General features: G+C 68.7%; 14 protein-coding genes. All 14 read left to right on the top strand.

All coding sequences use genetic code 11. The features are described from left to right. The first annotated feature begins 35 nt into the window (after positions 1–35). A complete protein-coding gene (gene glf / locus FHR72_RS23555) occupies positions 36–1244 on the top strand; it encodes a UDP-galactopyranose mutase (protein ID WP_183473001.1) in 1209 nt (402 codons plus the stop codon). Next, complete coding sequence (locus FHR72_RS23550; protein ID WP_183472998.1) at positions 1241–3226, top strand: glycosyltransferase; 1986 nt, start codon at positions 1241–1243, stop codon at positions 3224–3226. The genes glf and FHR72_RS23550 overlap by 4 nt, the downstream gene beginning before the upstream one ends. Next, on the top strand, positions 3219–3728 hold the full coding sequence (locus FHR72_RS23545) for a phosphatase PAP2 family protein (protein WP_183472995.1): 510 nt from the start codon (positions 3219–3221) through the stop codon (positions 3726–3728). The genes FHR72_RS23550 and FHR72_RS23545 overlap by 8 nt, the downstream gene beginning before the upstream one ends. Beyond that, positions 3725–4654: a decaprenyl-phosphate phosphoribosyltransferase gene (locus tag FHR72_RS23540; protein WP_183472992.1), complete on the top strand. Its 930-nt coding sequence runs from the start codon at positions 3725–3727 to the stop codon at positions 4652–4654. Before FHR72_RS23545 ends, FHR72_RS23540 begins: the two co-directional genes overlap by 4 nt. Continuing rightward, a complete protein-coding gene (gene aftB / locus FHR72_RS23535; RefSeq protein ID WP_311736237.1) occupies positions 4632–6593 on the top strand; it encodes a terminal beta-(1->2)-arabinofuranosyltransferase in 1962 nt (653 codons plus the stop codon). Before FHR72_RS23540 ends, aftB begins: the two co-directional genes overlap by 23 nt. Positions 6594–6874: 281 nt before the next feature. Then, the gene (locus FHR72_RS23530) at positions 6875–7918 is read left to right on the top strand and encodes an esterase family protein (protein WP_183472989.1); all 1044 of its coding nucleotides are present in this window, start codon (positions 6875–6877) and stop codon (positions 7916–7918) included. A 148-nt stretch (positions 7919–8066) separates the two neighbouring features. Beyond that, positions 8067–8969: an alpha/beta hydrolase-fold protein gene (locus FHR72_RS23525; RefSeq protein WP_183472986.1), complete on the top strand. Its 903-nt coding sequence runs from the start codon at positions 8067–8069 to the stop codon at positions 8967–8969. 60 nt (positions 8970–9029) lie between these two features. Further along, a complete protein-coding gene (locus tag FHR72_RS23520; protein ID WP_260156196.1) occupies positions 9030–9488 on the top strand; it encodes a DUF732 domain-containing protein in 459 nt (152 codons plus the stop codon). A gap of 17 nt (positions 9489–9505) precedes the next feature. After that, positions 9506–10519, top strand: a complete 1014-nt coding sequence (culp6, locus tag FHR72_RS23515; protein ID WP_183472983.1) for a carboxylesterase Culp6 — start codon at positions 9506–9508, stop codon at positions 10517–10519. Between the two features lie 166 nt (positions 10520–10685). Further along, positions 10686–12575, top strand: coding sequence for a long-chain-fatty-acid--AMP ligase FadD32 (fadD32, locus tag FHR72_RS23510; protein WP_183472980.1), 1890 nt, complete (start codon positions 10686–10688; stop codon positions 12573–12575). Between the two features lie 64 nt (positions 12576–12639). Continuing rightward, complete coding sequence (gene pks13, locus FHR72_RS23505; RefSeq protein ID WP_183472976.1) at positions 12640–18105, top strand: polyketide synthase Pks13; 5466 nt, start codon at positions 12640–12642, stop codon at positions 18103–18105. Next, on the top strand, positions 18102–19676 hold the full coding sequence (locus FHR72_RS23500; RefSeq protein ID WP_183472973.1) for an acyl-CoA carboxylase subunit beta: 1575 nt from the start codon (positions 18102–18104) through the stop codon (positions 19674–19676). The genes pks13 and FHR72_RS23500 overlap by 4 nt, the downstream gene beginning before the upstream one ends. Before the next feature lie 74 nt (positions 19677–19750). Next, positions 19751–20653: a DUF4331 family protein gene (locus tag FHR72_RS23495; protein ID WP_183472972.1), complete on the top strand. Its 903-nt coding sequence runs from the start codon at positions 19751–19753 to the stop codon at positions 20651–20653. A gap of 1 nt (position 20654) precedes the next feature. Beyond that, positions 20655–22028: a serine/threonine-protein kinase gene (locus tag FHR72_RS23490; RefSeq protein WP_183472970.1), complete on the top strand. Its 1374-nt coding sequence runs from the start codon at positions 20655–20657 to the stop codon at positions 22026–22028.

Below are 22028 nucleotides of genomic sequence, written 5' to 3'. Positions count from 1 at the left end.
GGTGTGGGGGGCCGGGTCGGATACCCTTGCTGCCGATGAACTCTGGATTCGATCTCTTCGTCGTGGGCTCCGGGTTCTTCGGCCTCACGATCGCCGAGCGGGCGGCGACGCAGCTCAACAAGCGCGTCCTCGTGATCGAGCGACGCCCGCACCTCGGCGGCAACGCCTATTCCGAGGCCGAACCGCAAACCGGCATCGAGGTGCACAAGTACGGGGCCCACCTGTTCCACACCAGCAACCAGCGGGTGTGGGACTACGTCCGCCAGTTCACCGAGTTCACCGGCTATCAGCACCGCGTCTTCGCGCTGCACAAGGGCCAGGCCTACCAGTTCCCGATGGGGCTGGGCCTGGTCAGCCAGTTCTTCGGCCGGTACTTCACCCCCGACGAGGCCCGTGCGCTGATCAGGGAGCAGGCCAGCGAGATCGAGACGGCCGACGCCCAGAACCTGGAAGAGAAGGCCATCTCGCTGATCGGGCGCCCGCTCTACGAGGCGTTCGTCAAGCACTACACCGCCAAGCAGTGGCAGACCGACCCCACGACGTTGCCGGCGAGCAACATCACCCGGCTGCCGGTGCGCTACACGTTCGACAACCGCTATTTCAACGACACCTACGAGGGTCTGCCCGTCGACGGGTACACCCGGTGGCTGGAGAACATGGCCGCCGACGACCGCATCGAGGTGCGGCTGGACACCGACTGGTTCGACGTGCGGGACCAGCTGCGCGCCGAGTCGCCGTCGGCGCCGGTGGTCTACACCGGTCCGCTCGACCGTTACTTCGACTACTCGGAGGGCCGGCTGGGCTGGCGCACGCTGGACTTCGAGCTCGAGGTTCTGAGCGACTGCGGGGATTTCCAGGGCACGCCCGTCATGAACTACAACGACGCCGACGTGCCGTACACCCGCATCCACGAGTTCCGGCACTTCCACCCCGAGCGGGCCTACCCGACGGACAAGACGGTGATCATGCGGGAGTACTCGCGGTTCGCCGAGAACGACGACGAGCCCTACTATCCGATCAACACCGATGCCGACCGTGCGGTGCTCGCGACCTACCGGGCGCGGGCCAAAGCCGAGACGGCGTCATCGAAGGTCCTGTTCGGCGGCCGCCTCGGCACCTACCAGTACCTGGACATGCACATGGCGATCGCCAGCGCGCTGAATATGTACGACAACACCCTCGCGCCCCATCTGCGCGACGGTGCGCCGCTGGCCGAGCCCGATACAGAAAGCAGTGGAGCATGAGTGACATTCCGTCCGGTGCGCTGGAGACCGGGCAGTCACGCGCGGTCAGCCCCCTCGCACGCATCATCCTGCCGCGGCCCGGCGAACCGCTGGACGTGCGCAAGCTCTATATAGAGGAATCCGACACCAACGCCCGGCGGGCCCACGCCCCGACGCGCACCACGCTGGAGATCGGTGCGGAGTCCGAGGTGTCCTTCGCCACGTACTTCAACGCGTTCCCGGCCAGCTACTGGCGGCGCTGGTCGATCCTGGAATCGGTGGTGCTGCGCGTCGAGCTCACCGGAAGTGCCCGTGTCGACGTCTACCGGTCCAAGGCCACCGGCGCCCGCATCACCGTCGGCGGCGCCCCGGTCGTCAGCGCGAGCGAGGGCGAACCCGCGGTCCTGGAGTTCGAGATCGAACTCACCCCGTTCGAGGACGGCGGGTGGATCTGGTTCGACATCACCACCGACGCGACGTCCACGCTGCACCACGCCGCCTGGTACGCACCGGTCCCCGCGCCGGGCCGCGCGAACGTCGCCGTCGGCATCCCGACGTTCAACCGCCCCTCGGACTGCGTGAACGCGCTGGCCGCCCTGACCTCTGATCCGTTGGTCGACGAGGTGATCAGCGCCGTCATCGTCTCCGATCAGGGCACCAAGAAGGCCAAAGATCATCCGGGCTTCGAGGACGCGGCGGCAGCCCTGGGCAATCGGCTGTCCATTCACAACCAGCCGAACCTCGGGGGCTCCGGTGGCTACAGCCGCGTCATGTACGAGGCGCTGAAGAACACCGACTGCGAGCAGATCCTGTTCATGGACGACGACATCCGCGTCGAGCCGGACTCGATCCTGCGCGCACTGGCCTTCAACCGCTTCGCCAAGGTGCCCACGCTGGTCGGCGGACAGATGCTCAACCTGCAGGAGCCCTCACACCTGCACGTGATGGGCGAGATGGTCGACGCCGAGAACTTCATGTGGACCGGCGCGGTCAACACCGAGTACGACCACAACTTCGCCAAGTACCCCCTCAACGACGAAGAGGAATACCGCAGCAGGCTGCTGCACCGCCGCATCGACGTCGACTACAACGGCTGGTGGATGTGCATGATCCCGCGGCAGGTCGCCGAGGAGCTCGGTCAGCCGCTGCCGCTGTTCATCAAGTGGGACGACGCCGACTACGGGCTGCGTGCCGGCGAGCACGGGTATCCGACGGTCACGCTACCCGGTGCGGCGATCTGGCACATGGCCTGGAGCGACAAGGACGACGCCATCGACTGGCAGGCTTATTTCCACCTGCGCAACCGGCTCGTCGTCGCCGCGCTGCACTGGGACGGCAAGATCAGCGGGCTGCTGGCCAGCCACATGAAGGCCACGCTCAAACACCTTCTCTGCCTTGAGTATTCGACCGTCGCGATCCAGAACAAGGCGATGGACGACTTCCTGGCCGGCCCCGAGCACATCTTCTCGATCCTGGAATCGGCACTGCCTGAGGTCCGCAAGATGCGCCAGGAGTTCCCCGACGCGGTCGTGCTGGAGAGCGCAACGGTGCTTCCGGCGCCGTCGGACAAGCGGTGGCGCAAGAAGGTCAACATCCCGACCAATCCGCTGGCGATCTCGCTGCGCCTCGGCCGCGGCGTGGTGCACCAGTTGAAGCCCCACGATCCCGCCCACCACGAGCGCCCGCAGATCAACGTCGCGACCCAGGATGCGCGCTGGTTCTCGCTGTGCAACGTCGACGGGGTCACGGTGACGACGGCCGACGGGCGCGGTGTGGTCTACCGGCAGCGCGACCGCGACAGGATGTTCGAGTTGCTGCGCGAGTCGGCCAAACGCCAGGCGCAGCTGGCCCGCAAGTTCAACCGCATGCGCAAGGTGTACCGCGCGGCGCTCCCGACGCTCACCAGCAAGGAGAAGTGGGAGAGCGTGCTGGTTCCGGCGGGGCAGGAGCGCAGCGACCGGGGGACCGGTGTGGGAGACCCCGCGGAATCGCGCCATGGCTGAGAGCCCACGCGGCGAGGACGCGCTCCTGGTGACGGTGCAGTCGGCATTGGCCGGCCGCCCCGGTGTGCTTCCGATCGCCCGGGGGATGTCGCATTTCGGCGAGCACAGCCTGGGTTGGCTCGCCCTGGCCGCGCTGGGGGCGCTGCTGTCGCCGCGTCGCCGGCGCGACTACCTCGCCGCGGGTGCGGGGGCGTTCGCCGCCCACGCCGCCGCGGTGGTGATCAAGCGCGTGGTGCAGCGGACCCGGCCGGATCACCCGGCGATCGCGGTCAACGTGGGAACGCCCAGCCGGCTGAGTTTCCCGTCCGCGCACGCGACGTCCACCACCGCAGCCGCGGTCCTGCTCGCCAGGCCGACGGGGCTGCCCCTGCCCGCAGTGCTGGTCCCGCCGATGGCGTTGTCCCGCCTGGTGCTCGGCGTGCATTACCCGACCGACGTGCTGACCGGCGTGGCCGTCGGGGCGGTGGTGGCAAAGGCAGTCGAAAGAGTGGGAAACACATGAGCACGTCCGAAGTAGCCCGCGACACCGGTTCGGCCGCAGGTCCGCCGAAGAACCTCGCCACCGGCATCATCAAGGCGCTGCGCCCTCGCCAGTGGGTGAAGAACCTGCTGGTGCTGGCGGCCCCGATCGCCGCGTTCGGCGGCGAGGTGCGCTACGACTACGACGAGATGGCGATCAACATCCTGATCGCCTTCGTCGCGTTCTCGCTGGCGGCGTCCTGCATCTACCTGGTCAACGACTCGCGTGACGTCGAGGCCGACCGTCAGCATCCGACCAAGCGGTTCCGGCCCATCGCGGCCGGCGTGGTCCCGCAGTGGCTGGCCTACACCCTCGCGGTGGTGCTCGGGGTGGTCGCCCTGGCGCTGTCGCTGCTGGCGTCGCCGAACCTCGCGGTGGTGATCGCCGTGTACATCGCGATGCAGCTGGCGTACTGCTTCGGCCTCAAACACCAAGCGGTGCTCGACATCTGCATCGTCTCCTCGGCCTACCTGATCCGGGCGATCGCCGGCGGCGCGGCCGCGGGCATCCCGCTGTCACAGTGGTTCCTGCTGGTGATGACGTTCGGGTCGCTGTTCATGGTCGCCGGAAAGCGTTATGCCGAACTGCAACTCGCCGAACGCACCGGTGCCAAGATCCGTAAGTCGCTGGAGAGCTACACCGCGTCCTATCTACGTTTCGTGTGGACCGTGGCGGCCACCGCCATGGTGGTCTGCTACAGCCTGTGGGCCTTCGAGCGCGACGGCGCCAACGCCTCCTGGTATGCGGTCACGATCATCCCGATCACCATCGCGATCCTGCGCTACGCCGTCGACGTCGACGGCGGGCTGGCCGGGGAGCCCGAGGAGATCGCGCTGAAGGACCGGGTGCTGCAGCTGCTGCTGCTGGCGTGGATCGGGACCATTGGTGCCGCAGTATTCCTCGGCTGACAGCGTCGCGGGCCGGCTGACCCGCTGGCCCGCCTTCCCGTACGGCGTGTGGGTGCGGGTCAGCCTGTGGGCGAGCGTCACCGTGGTGGCCGTGCTGTTCGGCTGGGGCGCCTGGCAGCGCCGCTGGATCGCCGACGACGGCCTGATCGTGCTGCGCACCACCCGGAACATGTTGGCGGGCAACGGTCCCGTCTTCAACGCCGGCGAGCGGGTGGAGGCCAACACCTCGACGGCGTGGTCGTACTTGATGTACCTCGGCGGGCTGGTCTCCGGGTCGGCCCGTCTGGAGTACGTCGCGCTGACGTTCGCCCTGCTGCTCAGCGTCCTGGGCATCGTCCTGGTGATGCTGGGCACCGCGCGGCTCTACGCGCCGACGCTGCGGGGCAGGCAGGCGCTGCTACTGCCCGCGGGCGCGCTCGTCTACATCGCTGTGCCGCCTGCCCGCGACTTCGCGACCTCGGGGCTCGAAAACGGTTTGGTGCTCGCCTATCTCGGGCTGCTGTGGTGGATGATGGTGTGCTGGTCGCAGGCGCCACGCGGGCAGCGCACCTCGCGTGCGTTCGACCTCACGCTCGCCGGGGTCGCCGGCTTCAGCGTGCTGGTGCGACCGGAACTCGCGCTCGTGGGCGGCCTCGCGCTGGTGATGGTGCTGGTCGCGACCCAGGGCTGGCGCCGCCGCGCACTCATCGTCGTCGCGGGCGGTCTGCTACCGGTCGCGTACCAGATCTTCCGGATGGGCTACTACGGCCTGCTGTTCCCGGGAACGGCGTTGGCCAAGGACGCCACGGGCGCGAAGTGGCAGCAGGGGTTCACCTACCTCGCGAACTTCAACCAGCCCTATCTGCTGTGGGCTCCGGCGGTGTTGCTGATCGGCCTGGCCGTGATGGTGCTCCTGCTCTGCGGGCGGCCGTCGCGCGGCGTGCGCCCGGTGCGCCGGGACACCGGTTGGCCGGCCCGCGCGGTGCAAAGCCCCACGGCCGTGGTCGTATTCATCCTCGTCAGCGGAATCCTGCAGGCGGCGTACTGGATTCGGCAGGGCGGTGACTTCATGCACGGCCGCGTGTTGCTCACCCCACTGTTCTGTCTGCTCGCGCCGGTGGCGGTGATCCCGCTGATGCTGCCCGACGGCCGCCGGATGGCGCGCGGTGCCGGCTATCTCTACGCCGGCGCGACCAGCGTGCTGTGGCTCGCGGTCGCCGGATGGTCGCTGTGGACGGCGAATTCGCCCGGCATGGGATCGGACGCCACCCGCGTCACCTACACCGGCATCGTCGACGAGCGGCGCTTCTACGCCCAGGCGACGGGCCATGCCCATCCCCTCACGGCCGCAGACTATCTCGACTATCCCCGGATGAGGGCGGTCGTGACCGCGATCGAGAACACCCCCGACGGCGCACTGCTGCTTCCGTCGGGCAACTACGACATGTGGGACGTGGTGCCCGCCTATCCGCCGCCGCCGGACGCGCCGCCCGATTACGTGGGCCCGCACACCGTGTTCTTCACCAACCTCGGGATGCTGGGCATGAACGTCGGTCTCGACGTGCGGGTGATCGACCAGATCGGTCTGGCGAATCCGCTTGCCGCACACACCGCTCGGATCGAGGACGGCCGTATCGGGCACGACAAGAACCTGTTTCCGGACTGGGCCGTGGCCGAGGGGCCCTTCTTCAAGGAGAAGCCGTACATTCCGAGCTATCTCGACGAGGACTGGATCCGGCAGGCCGAGGCCGCGCTGAAATGCCCCGAAACCGAGTCCGTGCTGACAGCGATCCGCGCGCCGATGGGCGCGCGGCGCTTCCTGTCGAACCTGCTGCACGCCGCCGAGTTCACCCGCTACCGCATCGACCGCGTGCCGCTCTATGAGCTGCGACGCTGCGGCCTGCCGATACCCGAGCCGGTCAATGCGCCGTATACGGGACTTCCACCGACGGGGCCCTGAGCCGCAGGCGATTTTGCCGGCCCTGAGCCGCAGGCGATTTGCTGGCCCTGAGCCGCAGGCGATTTGCTGGCAGGCAAGGTTTTCTGCTTACGTAACGCTGCAGCCATGTCGGTCAGATAAGGCATGTGACGGACCACGCGAGCGGTGCTCGTGCGGAGTCACGGATGGAGAGATCACCACAAAGGTGTGGTTGACTACAGAGCGTTCGGGCCGCACTCGGGGATCGCTCTGATAGAGCGGCGGCCTGCTGCCGTTTAACGACAGATGGGAAAAACACAAGCATGAAGCTCGTTGGGAAGCTGCGCGCGGCAACCCGCCGGCTCACGGTGGTCGCGCTCGCGGCGATCGTGCTGCCCGGCCTGATCAGCGCCGTGGGCGGCTCCGCCACCGCAGGCGCGTTCTCGCGCCCCGGTCTGCCGGTGGAGTACCTGATGGTGCCCTCGGCCGGCATGGGCCGCGACATCAAGGTCCAGTTCCAGAGCGGTGGGCCCAATGCCCCCGGCGTGTACCTGCTCGACGGTCTGCGCGCCCAGGAGGACTTCAACGGCTGGGACATCAACACCGCGGCGTTCGAGTGGTACGTCGACTCCGGTCTGGCAGTCATCATGCCGGTCGGCGGCCAGTCCAGCTTCTACAGCGACTGGTACAGCCCGGCCTGCGGCAAGGCCGGCTGCAGCACCTACAAGTGGGAGACCTTCCTCACCCAGGAGCTCCCGGCCTACCTCGCCGCGAACAAGGGTGTGAACCCCAACCGCAACGCGGCCGTCGGTCTGTCGATGGCCGGTTCGGCCGCGCTGACGCTGGCGATCTATTACCCCCAGCAGTTCCAGTACGCGGGCTCGATGTCGGGCTTCCTGAACCTGTCCGAGGGTTGGTGGCCCGCGCTGGTCAACATCTCGATGGGTGACGCCGGCGGCTACGACGCCAACGACATGTGGGGCCGTACCGAGGATCCGAACAGCGCGTGGAAGCGCAACGACCCGATGGTCAACATGGCCAAGCTGGTCGCCAACAACACCCGCATCTGGGTGTTCTGCGGCAACGGCAAGCCCGCCGAGGTCAACGGCAACGTCGCGGGTGACAACCTGCCCGCGAAGTTCTTGGAAGGCCTCACGCTGCGGACCAACAAGACCTTCCAGGAGGAGTACATCGCGGCCGGTGGGTCGAACGGTGTGTTCAACTTCCCCTCGGGCGGCACGCACGACTGGCCCTACTGGGGTCAGCAGCTTCAGCAGATGAAGCCTGACATCCAGCGTGTGCTCGGCGCGGTCCCGCAGCCGTCCGCTCCGGCGCAGCCTGCTGCGGCACCGGCTTCCGGCGGCTAAACAGCACCACGTCATTGACGGCGGTGATCCCTGATCGGGGTCACCGCCGTCAATCGTTTTAGCCTCCGGCCCGTCGCAGTGATGTGATTCACTACTGCTGGGTAGGGGACGACAGACGCGAAGAACAGACGGCGAAAAGAGGGTGGCAGTGCGGGCGATCTTTCGAGCGGTGACCGTCGTGGCGATGGCCGCGATGTTGTGGTCGACGGGCGTCACGCCGCATCCGGTCGGTATGCCGACGGCCCGTGCGCAGGGCGTCGAGATGCTGATGGTGCCCTCGGCGGCCATGGGCCGCGCCATCCCGGTGGCGTTCCAGGGCGGTGGTCCGCATGCCGTCGTGCTCCTCGACGCCTTCAACGCCGCCCCGGACGTCAGCAACTGGGTGACGGCGGGCAATGCGATGGGCACGCTGTCCGGCCGCGGCATCTCGGTGGCGGCACCGGCCGGTGGTGCCTGGAGCATGTACACCAACTGGGAGGCCGACGGCAGCAAGCAGTGGGAGACCTTCCTGGCCGACGAGCTGCCCAACTGGCTGGCCGCCAACAAGGGCCTCGCCCCGAACGGGCACGGCATCGTCGGCGCGGCCCAGGGCGGCACCGGCGCGTTGACGATGGCAACCTTTCACCCCGACCGCTACCGGTTCGCCGGGTCCCTCTCGGGTTTCCTGACGCCGTCGGCCACCACGATGAACGGCGCGATCACCGACGGGCTGGCCCGCTTCGGCGGCGCTGACATCCGTAACATGTGGGGATTGCCACAGCTCGGCCGCTGGAAATGGCACGACCCGGACGTGCACGCGCAGCTGCTGGTGAACAACAACACCCGGCTGTGGATCTACAGCCCGGCGACGACGACGTGCACCGACGTGCCGGCGATGATCGGCTACTGCGACCAGGCCCAGGGCAGCAACCGCGGCTTCTACCAGCACTATCGCTCGCTCGGCGGCGGTAACGCCCACTTCGACTTCCCGAGCTCGGGGAACCACGACTGGGGTTCGTGGAGCGGGCAGCTCGCCGCGATGAGTGGCGAACTCGTCACCACGATCCGATAGAACGGGCGCCGAGCGCACGCCCGGTACCTTGGAGGCGTGCACCACGGCTCACATTCGGCGATGGCAGGGATGGCAGGTCTGTCCGCGCTGGTCGCCCTGCCCGCCGCGTGGCTGACCGGATGCTCGTTGAGCGGCGACATGATCGCGGGCATGGGCTCGGAGGTCGAGACGGCGCCCCCGCACGGGGAGTCCACGGCGCAGCTGCCCGGCCCCGGTGATCCGTCCGCCACGTCGAACGAGCTCGTCGTCACCCCGCACCAGCAGTCCTATCTGGACGCGCTGCACGCCTCCGGGGTGCATCCGTCCAGCGAGCTGTCCGCGTTGAGCATCGGCTCCTATGTGTGCCAGGCCCGTGCGGCCCGCCAGACCGACCAGGCGGTGTGGGACTACGTGGAGCCCCTGGTGCGCAACGACCTGGAAGAAGAGCCCGACGGCGCGCTCGCCGAGACACCGTCGGCGGGAGACATCACGACCGCGACGGCCGACTACATTCGGATCGCAACCGAACGACTCTGTTAGCAGGAGCCTCACACACCATGGCGAAAACCAACCGGCGGAAACGCCATCGCATCCTCGCGCTGTTCGCAGCCGGGGCGGTCGGCCTCGTGGTGGTGCTCATCGTCGCGATCGTGGTCGTGGTGCTGCGCAGGCCCGACACGCCCCCGACCGCGGTGCCCCCCTCGGCGGTGCCGCCGGCCGGGCCCTCCGGGACCGCGCCGTCCAAGCCCCGCCCCGAGTTCCAGGACGCCAGCTGCCCCGACGTGCAGCTGGTCTCGATCCCGGGCACCTGGGAGTCGTCGGTGGCGCTGGATCCGTTCAACCCGGTCCAGTTCCCGGCGGCGCTGCTGCTGCGGGTGACGAACCCGATCCGCGGCCAGTTCGACAACCAGCGCCTCGAGGTCTTCACCGTCCCGTACACCGCGCAGTTCCACAATCCGCTGTCGGCCGACCGGCAGATGTCGTACAACGACAGCCGCGCCGAGGGAACCCGCGCCGCGGTGCAGGCGATGACGGACATGAACAACCGGTGCCCGCTGACGAGCTACGTGCTGGTCGGGTTCTCGCAGGGCGCCGTGATCGCCGGCGACATCGCCTCCGACATCGGCAACGGCCGCGGCCCCGTCGACCAGGACCTGGTGCTGGGGGTGACGCTGATCGCCGACGGGCGCCGGCAGGCGGGCGTCGGGTTGGACGTGGGTCCGAACCCACCCGGCCAGGGCGCGGAGATCACGCTGCACGAGGTCCCCACACTCTCGGCGCTGGGATTGTCGATGACGGGTCCGCGTCCCGGCGGCTTCGGCGCGCTCAACGACCGCACCAACGAGATCTGCGCGCGCGGCGATCTGATCTGCGCGGCGCCGGAATCGGCGTTCAACATCACCCAGCTCCCGCAGACCCTGCAGGTGCTCTCGGGCGGTGCGGGACAGCCGGTCCATGCGATGTACGCCACGCCGCAGTTCTGGAATCTCGATGGTCTGCCCGCGACAGGGTGGACACTGAACTGGGCGCAGGGGCTGATCGCGAATGCGCCGCAGCCCAAACATGGCTGACTCGTGACCGGAATGATTTGGCCCCGACCGCGCAGGTCGCCTAGCATTGCGTCAGATTAAGGAAAATCTAAGAGCGGTCGCCGGCGGCTGAGGGGTGGGGGGCCTTCTTCCCGGTACGATCTGCGGGGTCCCCGGGACGGAGATCCCGCTCGATTGGAGTTGACAGATGGCCTTCCACAACCCGTTCATCAAGGACGGATTGATCAAGTTCCCGGACAACGGAAGCTTGGTCAAACACGTCGAACGATGGGCGAGGGTTCGTGGCGACAAACTGGCCTACCGCTTCATCGACTTCTCCACCGAGCGCGACGGCGTCGAACGCGATCTGAACTGGGCCGACTTCGGGGTCCGCAACCGTGCAGTCGGTGCGCGCCTGCAGCAGGTCACCCAGCCCGGTGACCGCGTCGCGATCCTGTGCCCGCAGAACCTCGACTACCTCGTCGCGTTCTTCGGCGCGCTGTACTCCGGGCGCATCGCGGTGCCGCTGTTCGATCCCAACGAGCCCGGCCACGTCGGGCGCCTGCACACGGTGCTCGACGACTGCCAGCCCACGGCGATCCTGACCACCACCGCGTCCGCCGAGGGCGTGCGCAAGTTCTTCCGCACCCGCCCGGCCAACCAGCGTCCGCGCGTGATCGCCGTCGACGCCGTGCCCAACGAGGTCGGCGCCACCTGGGAGCAGATCGACGTCCAGCACGACACGATCGCCTACCTGCAGTACACCTCGGGCTCGACCCGCGTCCCCACCGGTGTGCAGATCACCCACCTGAACCTCGCGACCAACGTCGTCCAGGTCATCGAGGCGCTCGACGGCCAGGAAGGCGACCGCGGCGTCTCGTGGCTGCCGTTCTTCCACGACATGGGTCTGATCACGGTGCTGCTGTCGCCGATGCTCGGCCACTACATCACGTTCATGACGCCCGCGGCGTTCGTGCGTCGCCCCGGCCGCTGGATCCGGGAGATGGCCCGCAAGGAGGGCGACACCGGTGGCGCCATCTCGGTGGCCCCGAACTTCGCCTTCGACCACGCCGCGGCGCGCGGGACACCCAAAGAGGGCGAAGAGCCGCTGGACCTGTCCAACATCAAGTGCATCCTCAACGGCAGTGAGCCCATCTCGGCGGCCACGGTGGCGCGGTTCAACGAGGCGTTCAGCCCCTACGGGTTCAAGCCGCAGGCGATCAAGCCGTCCTACGGTCTCGCCGAGGCGACGCTGTTCGTGTCGACCACCCCGATGAACGCCGAGCCGCGGATCATCCACGTCGACCGCGACGAGCTGAACAACCACCGCTTCGTCGAGGTGCCTGCGGACTCGCCCAAGGCGGTCGCACAGGCCGGTGCCGGTCAGATCGGCGTCGCCGAGTGGGCCGTCATCGTCGACAACGACAGCGCCACCGAACTGCCCGACGGCCAAATCGGCGAGGTGTGGATCAGCGGCCAGAACATGGGCACCGGCTACTGGGGCAAGCCCGAGCAGACGGTCGCGACGTTCCACAACATCCTCAAGTCCCGCACGGAGCCCTCCCACGCCGAGGGCGCGACCGACGACGCCACCTGGGTGCGCACCGGCGACCTCGGCGCCTATCACGACGGCGAATTGTTCATCACCGGCCGCACCAAGGACCTGGTGATCATCGACGGCCGCAACCACTACCCGCAGGACCTCGAGTACTCCGCGCAGGAGTCCTCGAAGGCACTGCGGACCGGCTACGTCGCGGCGTTCTCCGTACCGGCCAACCAGCTGCCCGACGAGGTGTTCGCCGACAGCCACGCCGGGCTCAAGCGCGATCCCTCTGACACGTCCGAGCAGCTCGTCATCGTGGGCGAGCGCGCACCCGGTGCGCACAAGCTCGACATGGGCCCGATCGCCGACGACATCCGCGCCGCGATCGCCGTGCGCCACGGGGTGACCGTGCGCGACGTGCTGCTGACGCCCGCCGGTGCGATCCCCCGAACCTCCAGCGGCAAGATCGGGCGTCGCGCCTGCCGCTCGGCATACCTGGACGGCAGTTTGCGCACCGGCAAGGTGGCCAACGCCTTCCCCGACGAATCGGACTGAACGTCCGGCGAGAACAACGCAACAGTGACCGCAGGGTCACTGTCGATCGTGAGGTTGTGTGACCATGACTGACCCACAAGAAGATTCGGTGTCACCGGCGGCGCCAAAGGGCGGCCCCGACCTGACCGTCGCGGAGATGCGCGAGTGGCTGCGCAACTGGGTCGGCAATGCGACCGGCCAGTCGCCGGACTCGGTCAACGAGACCGCGCCGCTGGTCGAGCTCGGCCTGTCCTCGCGGGACGCGGTGGCGATGGCCAGCGACATCGAGGACCTGACCGGGGTCACGCTGACCGCCACGGTTGCGTTCCGGCACCCGACGATCGAGTCGCTGGCGACCGTGATCATCGAGGGCGAACCGGAAGAGGACACCGCCGCGCTCGACGCCGAGGACTGGTCGCGCGACGTCGACGAGGGCCTCACCAACATCGCGATCGTCGGTGTGGGAACCCGCTTCCCGGGCGACATGAACACCCCGAGCGAGATGTGGGAGGCGCTGCTGGAAGGCCGGGACGCGATCACCGACCTGCCCGAGGGCCGCTGGTCTGAGTTCCTCAGCGAGCCCAGGGTGGCCGAGCGGGTCGCCAAGGCGCGCACCCGCGGCGGGTACCTCAGCGACATCAAGGGCTTCGACGCGGAGTTCTTCGCGCTGTCGAAGATGGAAGCCGACAACATCGACCCGCAGCAGCGTATGGCCCTGGAACTCACGTGGGAAGCGTTGGAGCACGCCAGGATTCCGGCGTCGAGCCTGCGCGGCGAAAGTGTGGGCGTCTTCATCGGCAGCTCCACCAACGACTACATGTTCATGTCGGTGGCCGACCCGTCGGTCGCGCACCCGTACGCGATCACCGGCAACTCCAGTGCGGTCATCGCCAACCGCGTCTCGTACTTCTACGACTTCCGCGGACCCTCGATGGCCATCGACACCGCGTGCTCGTCATCACTGGTCGCGGTGCACGAGGGCGTCAAGACGCTGCGCGCCGGCGACGCCGACGTGGTGATCGCCGGCGGTGTCAACGCGATCGTCACCCCGCTGGTGACCGTCGGCTTCGACGAGGTCGGCGGCGTGCTCGCACCGGACGGCCGGATCAAGTCCTTCTCCAAGGATGCCGACGGCTACGCCCGCTCCGAGGGCGGCGGCATGATCGTGCTCAAGCGTCTCGCCGACGCCCGCCGCGACGGCGACCAGATCCTCGCGGTGATCGCCGGCGGTGCGGTCAACCACGACGGCCGCTCCAACGGCATGCTCGCCCCGAACCCCGATGCGCAGGAAGCGGTGCTGCGCAAGGCCTATAAGGACGCCGGCATCAACCCGCGCAGCGTCGACTACGTGGAGGCGCACGGCACGGGCACCATCCTCGGCGATCCGATCGAGGCCGACGCGTTGGGCCGGGTCATCGGCCGCGGCCGCGCGGCCGACAAGCCCGCATTGCTCGGTGCGGTGAAATCCAATGTGGGACACCTGGAGTCGGCCGCCGGTGCGGCCAGCCTCGCCAAGATGGCGCTGTCGCTGCACCACGGCAAGATCCCGCCGTCGATCAACTACACGGGGCCCAACCCCTACATCGACTTCGACAAGGAACACCTGAAGGTCGCCGACACGCTCTCGGAGTGGCCGCGCTACAGCGGGCACGCCATCGCCGGGGTGTCCGGCTTCGGCTTCGGCGGCGCGAACGCCCACCTGGTGCTGCGCGAGGTGCTGCCCACCGATCTCGTCGAGCCCGAGCCGGAACCCGATGTGGCCGTGGTGACCCCGGCCAACGACGACGCGAAGGCCGTCTATGTGGGCGGCGTGCGGATGGACGAGTACGGCGAGTTCCTCGACGGTGACGATGACGATGACGAGGACGACGCGCTGGATGCGCCGCCGGTGGCGCTCGACGACGAGCCGGAACTGCCCGGCCTGACCGACGAGGCGCTGCGCCTGCTCGAGGTCGCCCGCGAAGAGATGGCGGCGGCCGAGGCCGAGAACCCCTCGGTTCCGGTTGTGCCGCTGGCGGTCTCGGGATTCCTGACCTCCCGCAAGCGGGCCACCGCCGCCGAGTTGGCCGACTGGGTCGACAGCCCCGAGGGCCGCGCGACGTCGCTGGAGGCCATCGGCCGTTCGCTGTCTCGCCGCAACCACGGCCGGTCGCGCGCGGTGGTGCTGGCCCACGACCACGACGAGGCTGTGAAGGGTCTGCGCTCGCTCGCCGAGGGCAAACCGAACCCGATCGTGCTCAGCTCCGACGGGCCGGTGACCAACGGGCCGGTCTGGGTGCTGGCCGGATTCGGCGCCCAGCACCGCAAGATGGCCAAGAGCCTGTACCTGCGCGACGAGATCTTCGCCGACTGGATCAACAGGGTCGACAGCCTCGTCCAGGACGAGCGCGGTCACTCGATCCTCGAGCTGATCCTCGACGACGCGATCGACTATACCGACGAGACCACCGAGCTCCCGATCGAGAAGGTGCAGCTCGTCATCTTCGCGATCCAGGTCGCGCTCGGCGAGCTCCTCAAGGCCCACGGTGCGAAACCCGGTGCGCTGGTGGGGCAGTCGCTCGGCGAGGCGGCCGCCGCCTACTTCGCCGGCGGCCTGTCGCTGGAGGACGCCACCCGCACCATCTGCTCGCGTTCGCACCTGATGGGCGAGGGCGAGGCGATGCTGTTCGGCGAGTACATCCGTCTGATGGCGCTGGTCGAGTACTCGGCCGAGGAGATCGAGACGGTCTTTTCGGACTTCAAGAACCTTGAGGTGTGCGTCTACGCCGCGCCGACCCAGACGGTCATCGGCGGCCCCCCGGACCAGGTGGATGCGATCATCGCCCGTGCCGAGGCGGAGGGGAAGTTCGCCCGCAAGTTCCAGACCAAGGGTGCGAGCCACACCTCGCAGATGGATCCGCTGCTCGGCGAGCTCGCGGCCGAACTGCAGGGCATCGAGGCGCAGCCGGTCCAGGTTCCGTACTACTCGACGGTGCACGAGGGCAGCCTGATCCGTGCGGGTTCGGACCCCATCCACGACGTGGACTACTGGAAGAAGGGCCTGCGCCACAGCGTGTACTTCACGCACGGCATCCGCAACGCCGTCGAGAACGGCCACACCACGTTCCTGGAGCTGGCCCCGAATCCCGTGGCGCTGATGCAGGTCGGCCTGACCACCGCGGATGCGGGTCTGCATGACGCGCAACTGATTCCGACGCTGGCGCGCAAGCAGGACGAGGTCGACTCGATGACCTCGGCGATGGCGCACCTCTACGTCCACGGCCACGATCTGGATTTCCGCACCCTGTTCCCCAAGGCGGAGAACCCGGACACCGACTACGCCGACATCCCGCCCACCCGGTTCAAGCGCAAGCCGCACTGGCTGGAGGCCAACTTCACCGGCGACAGCTCGGCCGTGATGCCGGGTAACCACGTCGCGATGCCCGACGGCAGGCACGTCTGGGAGTACAGCGGTAAGGGCCAGGCGGACCTGGCCGGGCTGGTGAAAGCCGCTGCGGCCGCGATCCTTCCGGACGCCACGCTGACCGCCTCCGAGCAGCGCGCGGTGCCGGCGGACGGTTCGCGCCTGGTCACGACCCTGACCCGCCATCCCGGCGGGGCGAGCGTGCAGGTGCACGCCCGCATCGAGGAGTCGTTCACTCTCGTCTACGACGCGATCGTCACGCGCGGCGGTCAGCAGACCGCACTGCCCACGGCCGTCGGCACCGGCACCGTCACCGAGACGGTGGCCGCAACCGCCGTGGAGGAGCAGACGCAGGCGCCGGAGTTCGAAGCCGACAACCTCACCGCAGGAGCCAATCTCGGCGCGAACTTCGCCAAGTGGTCGCCGGAGTCGGGCGAGACGATCGGGCAGCGGCTCGGCACCATCGTCGGCGCGGCGATGGGCTACGAGCCCGAGGATCTGCCGTGGGAGGTGCCGCTGATCGAGCTCGGCCTGGATTCGCTGATGGCGGTGCGCATCAAGAACCGCGTCGAGTACGACTTCGACCTGCCGCCGATCCAGCTCACCGCGGTGCGCGACGCGAACCTCTACGCCGTCGAGAAGCTCATCGCCTACGCGGTCGAGCACCGCGACGAGGTGGGCCAGCTCGCCGAGACCCAGAAGGGCAAGACGGCCGAGCAGATCGCCGCCGAGCAGGCCGAGCTGATGGGCGGGGCCAGCACGGTCGCCGAGCTGGAGGCCAAGCTTGCCGAGGCGGGGCATCCGATCGCCGCTGATCCGACGCAGGTCGCCACCGACGCCGTCGAGGCGCAGACCGATCTGACGCAGCTCCCGCCGCCGCCGAGCGACCCGTCGGGCCCGTCCCCGGCCACCCCGCCGCCGCCGCCGCCGCCGACCGATCCTTCGGGTCCGTCCGGTCCGTCCCAGGCCGGTCCTTCCCAATCGACCGTCGCCGCCGCAGCCAAAGTGCTCAGCCAGGAGGCCGTCACTGAGGCGCTCGGTGCCGACGTCCCGCCGCGCGACGCCGCCGAGCGGGTCACGTTCGCGACGTGGGCCATCGTGACGGGCAAGTCGCCCGGCGGCATCTTCAACGAGCTGCCGAAGGTGGACGAGGCGACCGCGGCCAAGATGGCCGAGCGACTCACCGAACGCGTCGACGAGGGCACGATCACCGCCGACGACGTCCGCACCGCCACGACCATCGAGGAGCTCGCGACGACTGTCCGCGAGTACCTCGAGGGCGGCAAGATCGACGGCTTCGTGCGGATCATCCGGGCCCCGCAGGAAGGCTCCACCCGAATCCCGGTGTTTGTGTTCCACGCCGCCGGCGGGTCCACGGTCGTCTACGAACCGCTGCTCAAGCGCCTTCCTGCCGACACCCCGATGTACGGCATCGAGCGGGTCGAGGGCTCCATCGAGGAGCGGGCCGCCGAATACGTGCCGAAGCTGCTGGAGCTCAACGGCTGGGAGAACGGTGGGCAGAAGCGGGGCAAACCGTTCATCCTGGCCGGCTGGTCGCTGGGCGGGGTGCTGGCCTATGCGTGCGCCATCGGGCTCAAGCAGGCGGGTGCCGACGTGCGCTTCGTCGGCCTCATCGACGCGGTGCGGCCGGGGGAGGAGATCCCGCAGACGCAGGAGGAGACCCGCGCCCGCTGGGACCGCTACGCCCGCTTCGCCGAGCGCACGTTCAACGTCGAGGTGCCCGAGATCCCCTACGAGGAGCTGGAGAAGCTCGACGACGAGGGCCAGGTGCGGTTCGTCCTGGACGTCGTCAGTCAGAGCGGCGTGCAGATCCCGGGCGGGATCATCGAGCACCAGCGCACGTCGTATCTGGATCAGCGGGCCATCGACACCGCCGAGATCAAGAACTACGACGGACGCGTGACCCTGTACATGGCCGACCGCTACCACGACGACGCCATCTACTTCGAGCCGCGCTACGGCGTCCGCCGGCCTGACGGCGGGTGGGGCGAATTCGTCTCCGAGCTGGAGGTCGTGCCCATCGGGGGCGAACACATCCAGGCCATCGACGAGCCGTACATTGCAAAGGTCGGTGCCCACATGAGCGAGGCGATCACCGCCATCGAGGCTGAGAGCGAGAGCAAGTGACCGAGACATCTCCCGCCCCCCACCCGCCACGCACGACTGCGCAACTCCTTGCCGAGCTCCGCGAGAAGCTGGAGCTGGCCAAGGAGCCCGGCGGCGAGAAAGCGGTCGCCAAGCGCGAGAAGAAGGGCATCCCGAGCGCCCGCGCCCGTATCCACGCGCTGCTCGACCCGGGCAGCTTCCTGGAGATCGGCGCGCTGGCCAAGACGCCCGGTGACCCCGACGCGCTCTACGGCGACGGCGTGGTGACCGGGCACGGCACGATCAACGGCCGCCCAGTCGGCGTGTTCAGCCACGACCAGACGGTGTTCCAGGGTTCGGTCGGCGAGATGTTCGGCCGCAAGGTCGCCCGGCTGATGGAGTGGGTCGCGATGGTCGGCTGCCCGATCATCGGCATCAACGACTCGGCGGGCGCCCGCATCCAGGACACCGCGACGTCGCTGGCCTGGTACGCCGAGCTGGGCCGCCGCCACGAACTGCTGCGCGGCCTGGTGCCCGAGATCTCGCTGATCTTCGGCAAGTGCGCCGGCGGCGCCGTGTACTCGCCCATCCAGACCGACCTCGTGGTCGCGGTCCGCGACCAGGGCTACATGTTCGTCACCGGACCCGACGTCATCAAGGACGTCACCGGCGAGGACGTGTCGCTCGACGAACTTGGCGGGGCCGACGCCCAGGCCCGGTACGGCAACATCCACCAGGTCGTGGACTCCGAGGCCGCCGCGTTCCAGTACGTCCGCGACTATCTGAGCTTCCTGCCCGGCAACACCTTCGACGACCCGCCGATCGTCAACCCGGGTCTGGAGCCGGAGGTCACCCCCCACGACCTGGAGCTCGACGCCATCGTGCCCGACGCCGACAACCAGGCCTACGACATGATGGAGATCCTGCTGCGGATCTTCGACGACGGCGACGTGTTCCAGGTCGGCGAGCAGTCCGGCCCCGCGATCATCACCGCGTTCGCCCGCGTCGACGGCCGCCCCGTCGGCATCATCGCCAACCAGCCGATGTACATGTCGGGCGCGATCGACAACGAGGCCTCCGACAAGGCGGCCCGCTTCGTACGGTTCTGCGACTCGTTCAACACCCCGATCGTGTTTGTCGTCGACACCCCCGGCTTCATGCCCGGTGTGCAGCAGGAGAAGGGCGGCATCATCAAGCGCGGCGGCCGCTTCCTCAACGCGGTCGTGGAGGCCGACGTGCCGAAGGTGACGATCACCATCCGCAAGTCCTACGGCGGCGCGTACGCGGTGATGGGCTCCAAGCAGCTGACCGCCGACTTCAACTTCGCCTGGCCGACAGCGCGCATCGCGGTGATCGGCGCCGAGGGCGCAGCGCAGCTGCTGGTGAAGCGGTTCCCCGATCCGACCGCGCCCGAGGTGCAGAAGATCCGGGCGGACTTCATCGAGGGCTACAACACCAGCCTGGCCACGCCGTGGATCGCCGCCGAGCGCGGCTTCATCGACGGCGTGATCGAGCCGCACGAGACCCGGTTGCTGCTGCGCCGGTGCATGCACATCCTGCGGGACAAGCAGATCAACCGCGTTCAGCGCAAGCACGGCCTGACGCCGATCTAGGCCGGGTGCACTCGGTCGCCCGCTCTACGGTTGGATGGAGCCACCGACGAGTGCCTGCGCGAGGAGTATTTGCCGTGTCGATTGATTTCACCGGGCTGAGGCGGGGAGCTCCGCTGGGTGATCCCCGTCTGGATCTGTGCGATCTGTACGTGTTCCCGTCACCGGTCGACCCCGCCCGGACGGCGTTGATCCTGACGGCCAACCCGAACGCGGACGCCATGCATCCGGACGCGGTGTACCGGATCAGCATCGACAACGACGGCGACCTGCGCAACGACATCGCGTTCAACTTCGTCTTCACCGAGCCGGTGAACGGCAGGCAGAAGGTCGACGTCCGCCTGGCGCTGCAGTCCGAGGCCCGGGTCAACGCCGCGGCCGGGTCGGAGATCTTCGGCGGGATGGACGTGTCGTTCGACGACGAGCCGCACCTGTGGCGGTCGCGATCGGGATCGTTCTCCTTCTTCGCCGGCGCCCGCAGCGACGCCGCGTTCCCGGGGTCGAAGATCATCGCGATGGCGGTGGAGCTGCCCACGAGCTACCTCGGCGCGGCACCCGATGTGCGGATCTGGGCGCGCTGCAGCCTGGTCAAGGACGGCGAGTGGGTGCACGCCGACCGTGTCGCCCACCCGTGGGTGAGCGGCTTCTTCAGCGATGACGACGTGCTCGCCGAGTTCAACTCCGGGGAGCCCAACCGGGACCGGGCGCACTGGATGGGCCATCTCATCGAGTTGATGTCCGAGACAGGCGGTTACACCCGGGACGAGGCGGTCGCCGCGATCGAGACCGAGGGCACGCTCCCGGATGTGTTGACCTACAACCCGTCCAAGCCGGCGAAGTACCCCAACGGCCGCACCCTCACCGACGATGTCGCCGACTACCGTTCGCGGTTCCTCACCAACGGCCAGAAGGGGCTCGCGGGCCTGAACACGGCCACCGATCTGCTCCCCGAATTCCCGTACCTCGGCGCACCCTCCTGACATGCCGCTGCGCGAGGGCGAGGTCATCGCGGGCTACACCGTCGCGCGGCTGCTGGGGTCGGGAGGTATGGGCGAGGTCTATCTCGCCCGGCACCCGAGGTTGCCCCGCTACGACGCGCTGAAGGTGCTGTCGGCGTCGGTCTCGACCGACAGCGAATACCGGGAGCGGTTCAACCGCGAGGCCGACATGGCGGCCACTCTGTGGCATCCGCACATCGTCGAGGTTCACGACCGCGGCGAACACGAAGGCCGCCTGTGGATCTCGATGGATCACGTGGAGGGCACCGACGCCGCGCGTCTGCTCGCCGAACGCTATCCCGACGGTATGCCGCCGGCGCTGGTGATCCGGCTCGTCACCGCTGTCGGGGAGGCACTGGACTACGCCCACCAGCGCGGCCTGCTGCACCGCGACGTCAAGCCCGCCAACATCCTGATCGCCGACCCCGAGACCGAGAACGAGCGGATCATGCTCGCGGACTTCGGGATTGCGCGCAGGGTCGGTGAGGTGAGCGCGCTGACCGGTACGGACATGACGGTCGGCACCGTGGCCTACTCGGCGCCCGAACAGCTAATGGCCGACCAGGGGATCGACGGTCGGGCCGACCAGTATGCGCTGGCGGCCACGGCATTCCAGCTGCTGACGGGCACGCCCCCGTTCCAGCACTCCAATCCCGCGATCGTGATCAGCCAGCACCTGACGGCCCAGCCGCCGTCGATCGCGGTGCACCGCCCCGAGTTGTCCGGCCTCGGTGACGTCTTCGAGAAGGCGCTGGCGAAATCGCCGGCGGAGCGTTTCGACCGGTGTGTGGACTTCGCGCGCGCTTTGGCCAACCGCAGCGCGGCGACCCACGATCCGGACGCGACCCAGTATGCCGGCGCCGCCGCGGGACCGCGGCACGCGAAGCCGGCGGCCACGCCCGGGCGCCCGGCGCGGTCACGAGGCCGGATCCTGGTGGCCGCCGCGCTGGTGCTCTCGGTGGTCGCGGTCGCCGCGGTCGTCCTGCTGGCGCTGTTCGAACGTGACGAATTACGTTCCGAGACAACGCGCACGGCCGCGCCGCCCACCACCGCGGGAATCACGCTGCCGGTGGTCGTCGTCGGCGCCGACTGCGCCACGCTGGGCGCGGCCGGTGTCACGGAGAAGGGCGAACCCGCCTATTGCGCCCGGCTCACGTCGTCCGGCCAGCCGCTGTGGTCGCTGTATCCGGGCGAGATCCCGCGCCCCAGCACGACACCGGACCCGGCGAGCACGGCGGGCGCCGACGCCCCGGTGCTGGTCTGCATGGAGCAGACGGGGCAGAGCCAGGTCGACTGCCACGACGACATCCTGCAGGAGAACACCGATCCCGGCGCGAACGACAACCCCGCCGGGTAG

Source organism: Mycolicibacterium iranicum (assembly GCF_014190915.1).
Lineage (GTDB): Bacteria > Actinomycetota > Actinomycetes > Mycobacteriales > Mycobacteriaceae > Mycobacterium > Mycobacterium iranicum_B.
This window is presented reverse-complemented; position numbering and strand designations above follow the sequence as displayed.

Excerpts from the sequence above, each read along its gene's own strand:
- glf (WP_183473001.1), top strand. The coding sequence starts at position 36 with ATGAACTCTGGATTCGATCTCTTCGTCGTGGGCTCCGGGTTCTTCGGC.
- FHR72_RS23550 (WP_183472998.1), top strand. The coding sequence starts at position 1,241 with ATGAGTGACATTCCGTCCGGTGCGCTGGAGACCGGGCAGTCACGCGCG.
- FHR72_RS23545 (WP_183472995.1), top strand. The coding sequence starts at position 3,219 with ATGGCTGAGAGCCCACGCGGCGAGGACGCGCTCCTGGTGACGGTGCAG.
- FHR72_RS23540 (WP_183472992.1), top strand. The coding sequence starts at position 3,725 with ATGAGCACGTCCGAAGTAGCCCGCGACACCGGTTCGGCCGCAGGTCCG.
- FHR72_RS23530 (WP_183472989.1), top strand. The coding sequence starts at position 6,875 with ATGAAGCTCGTTGGGAAGCTGCGCGCGGCAACCCGCCGGCTCACGGTG.
- FHR72_RS23520 (WP_260156196.1), top strand. The coding sequence starts at position 9,030 with ATGGCAGGGATGGCAGGTCTGTCCGCGCTGGTCGCCCTGCCCGCCGCG.
- culp6 (WP_183472983.1), top strand. The coding sequence starts at position 9,506 with ATGGCGAAAACCAACCGGCGGAAACGCCATCGCATCCTCGCGCTGTTC.
- fadD32 (WP_183472980.1), top strand. The coding sequence starts at position 10,686 with ATGGCCTTCCACAACCCGTTCATCAAGGACGGATTGATCAAGTTCCCG.
- pks13 (WP_183472976.1), top strand. The coding sequence starts at position 12,640 with ATGACTGACCCACAAGAAGATTCGGTGTCACCGGCGGCGCCAAAGGGC.
- FHR72_RS23490 (WP_183472970.1), top strand. The coding sequence starts at position 20,655 with ATGCCGCTGCGCGAGGGCGAGGTCATCGCGGGCTACACCGTCGCGCGG.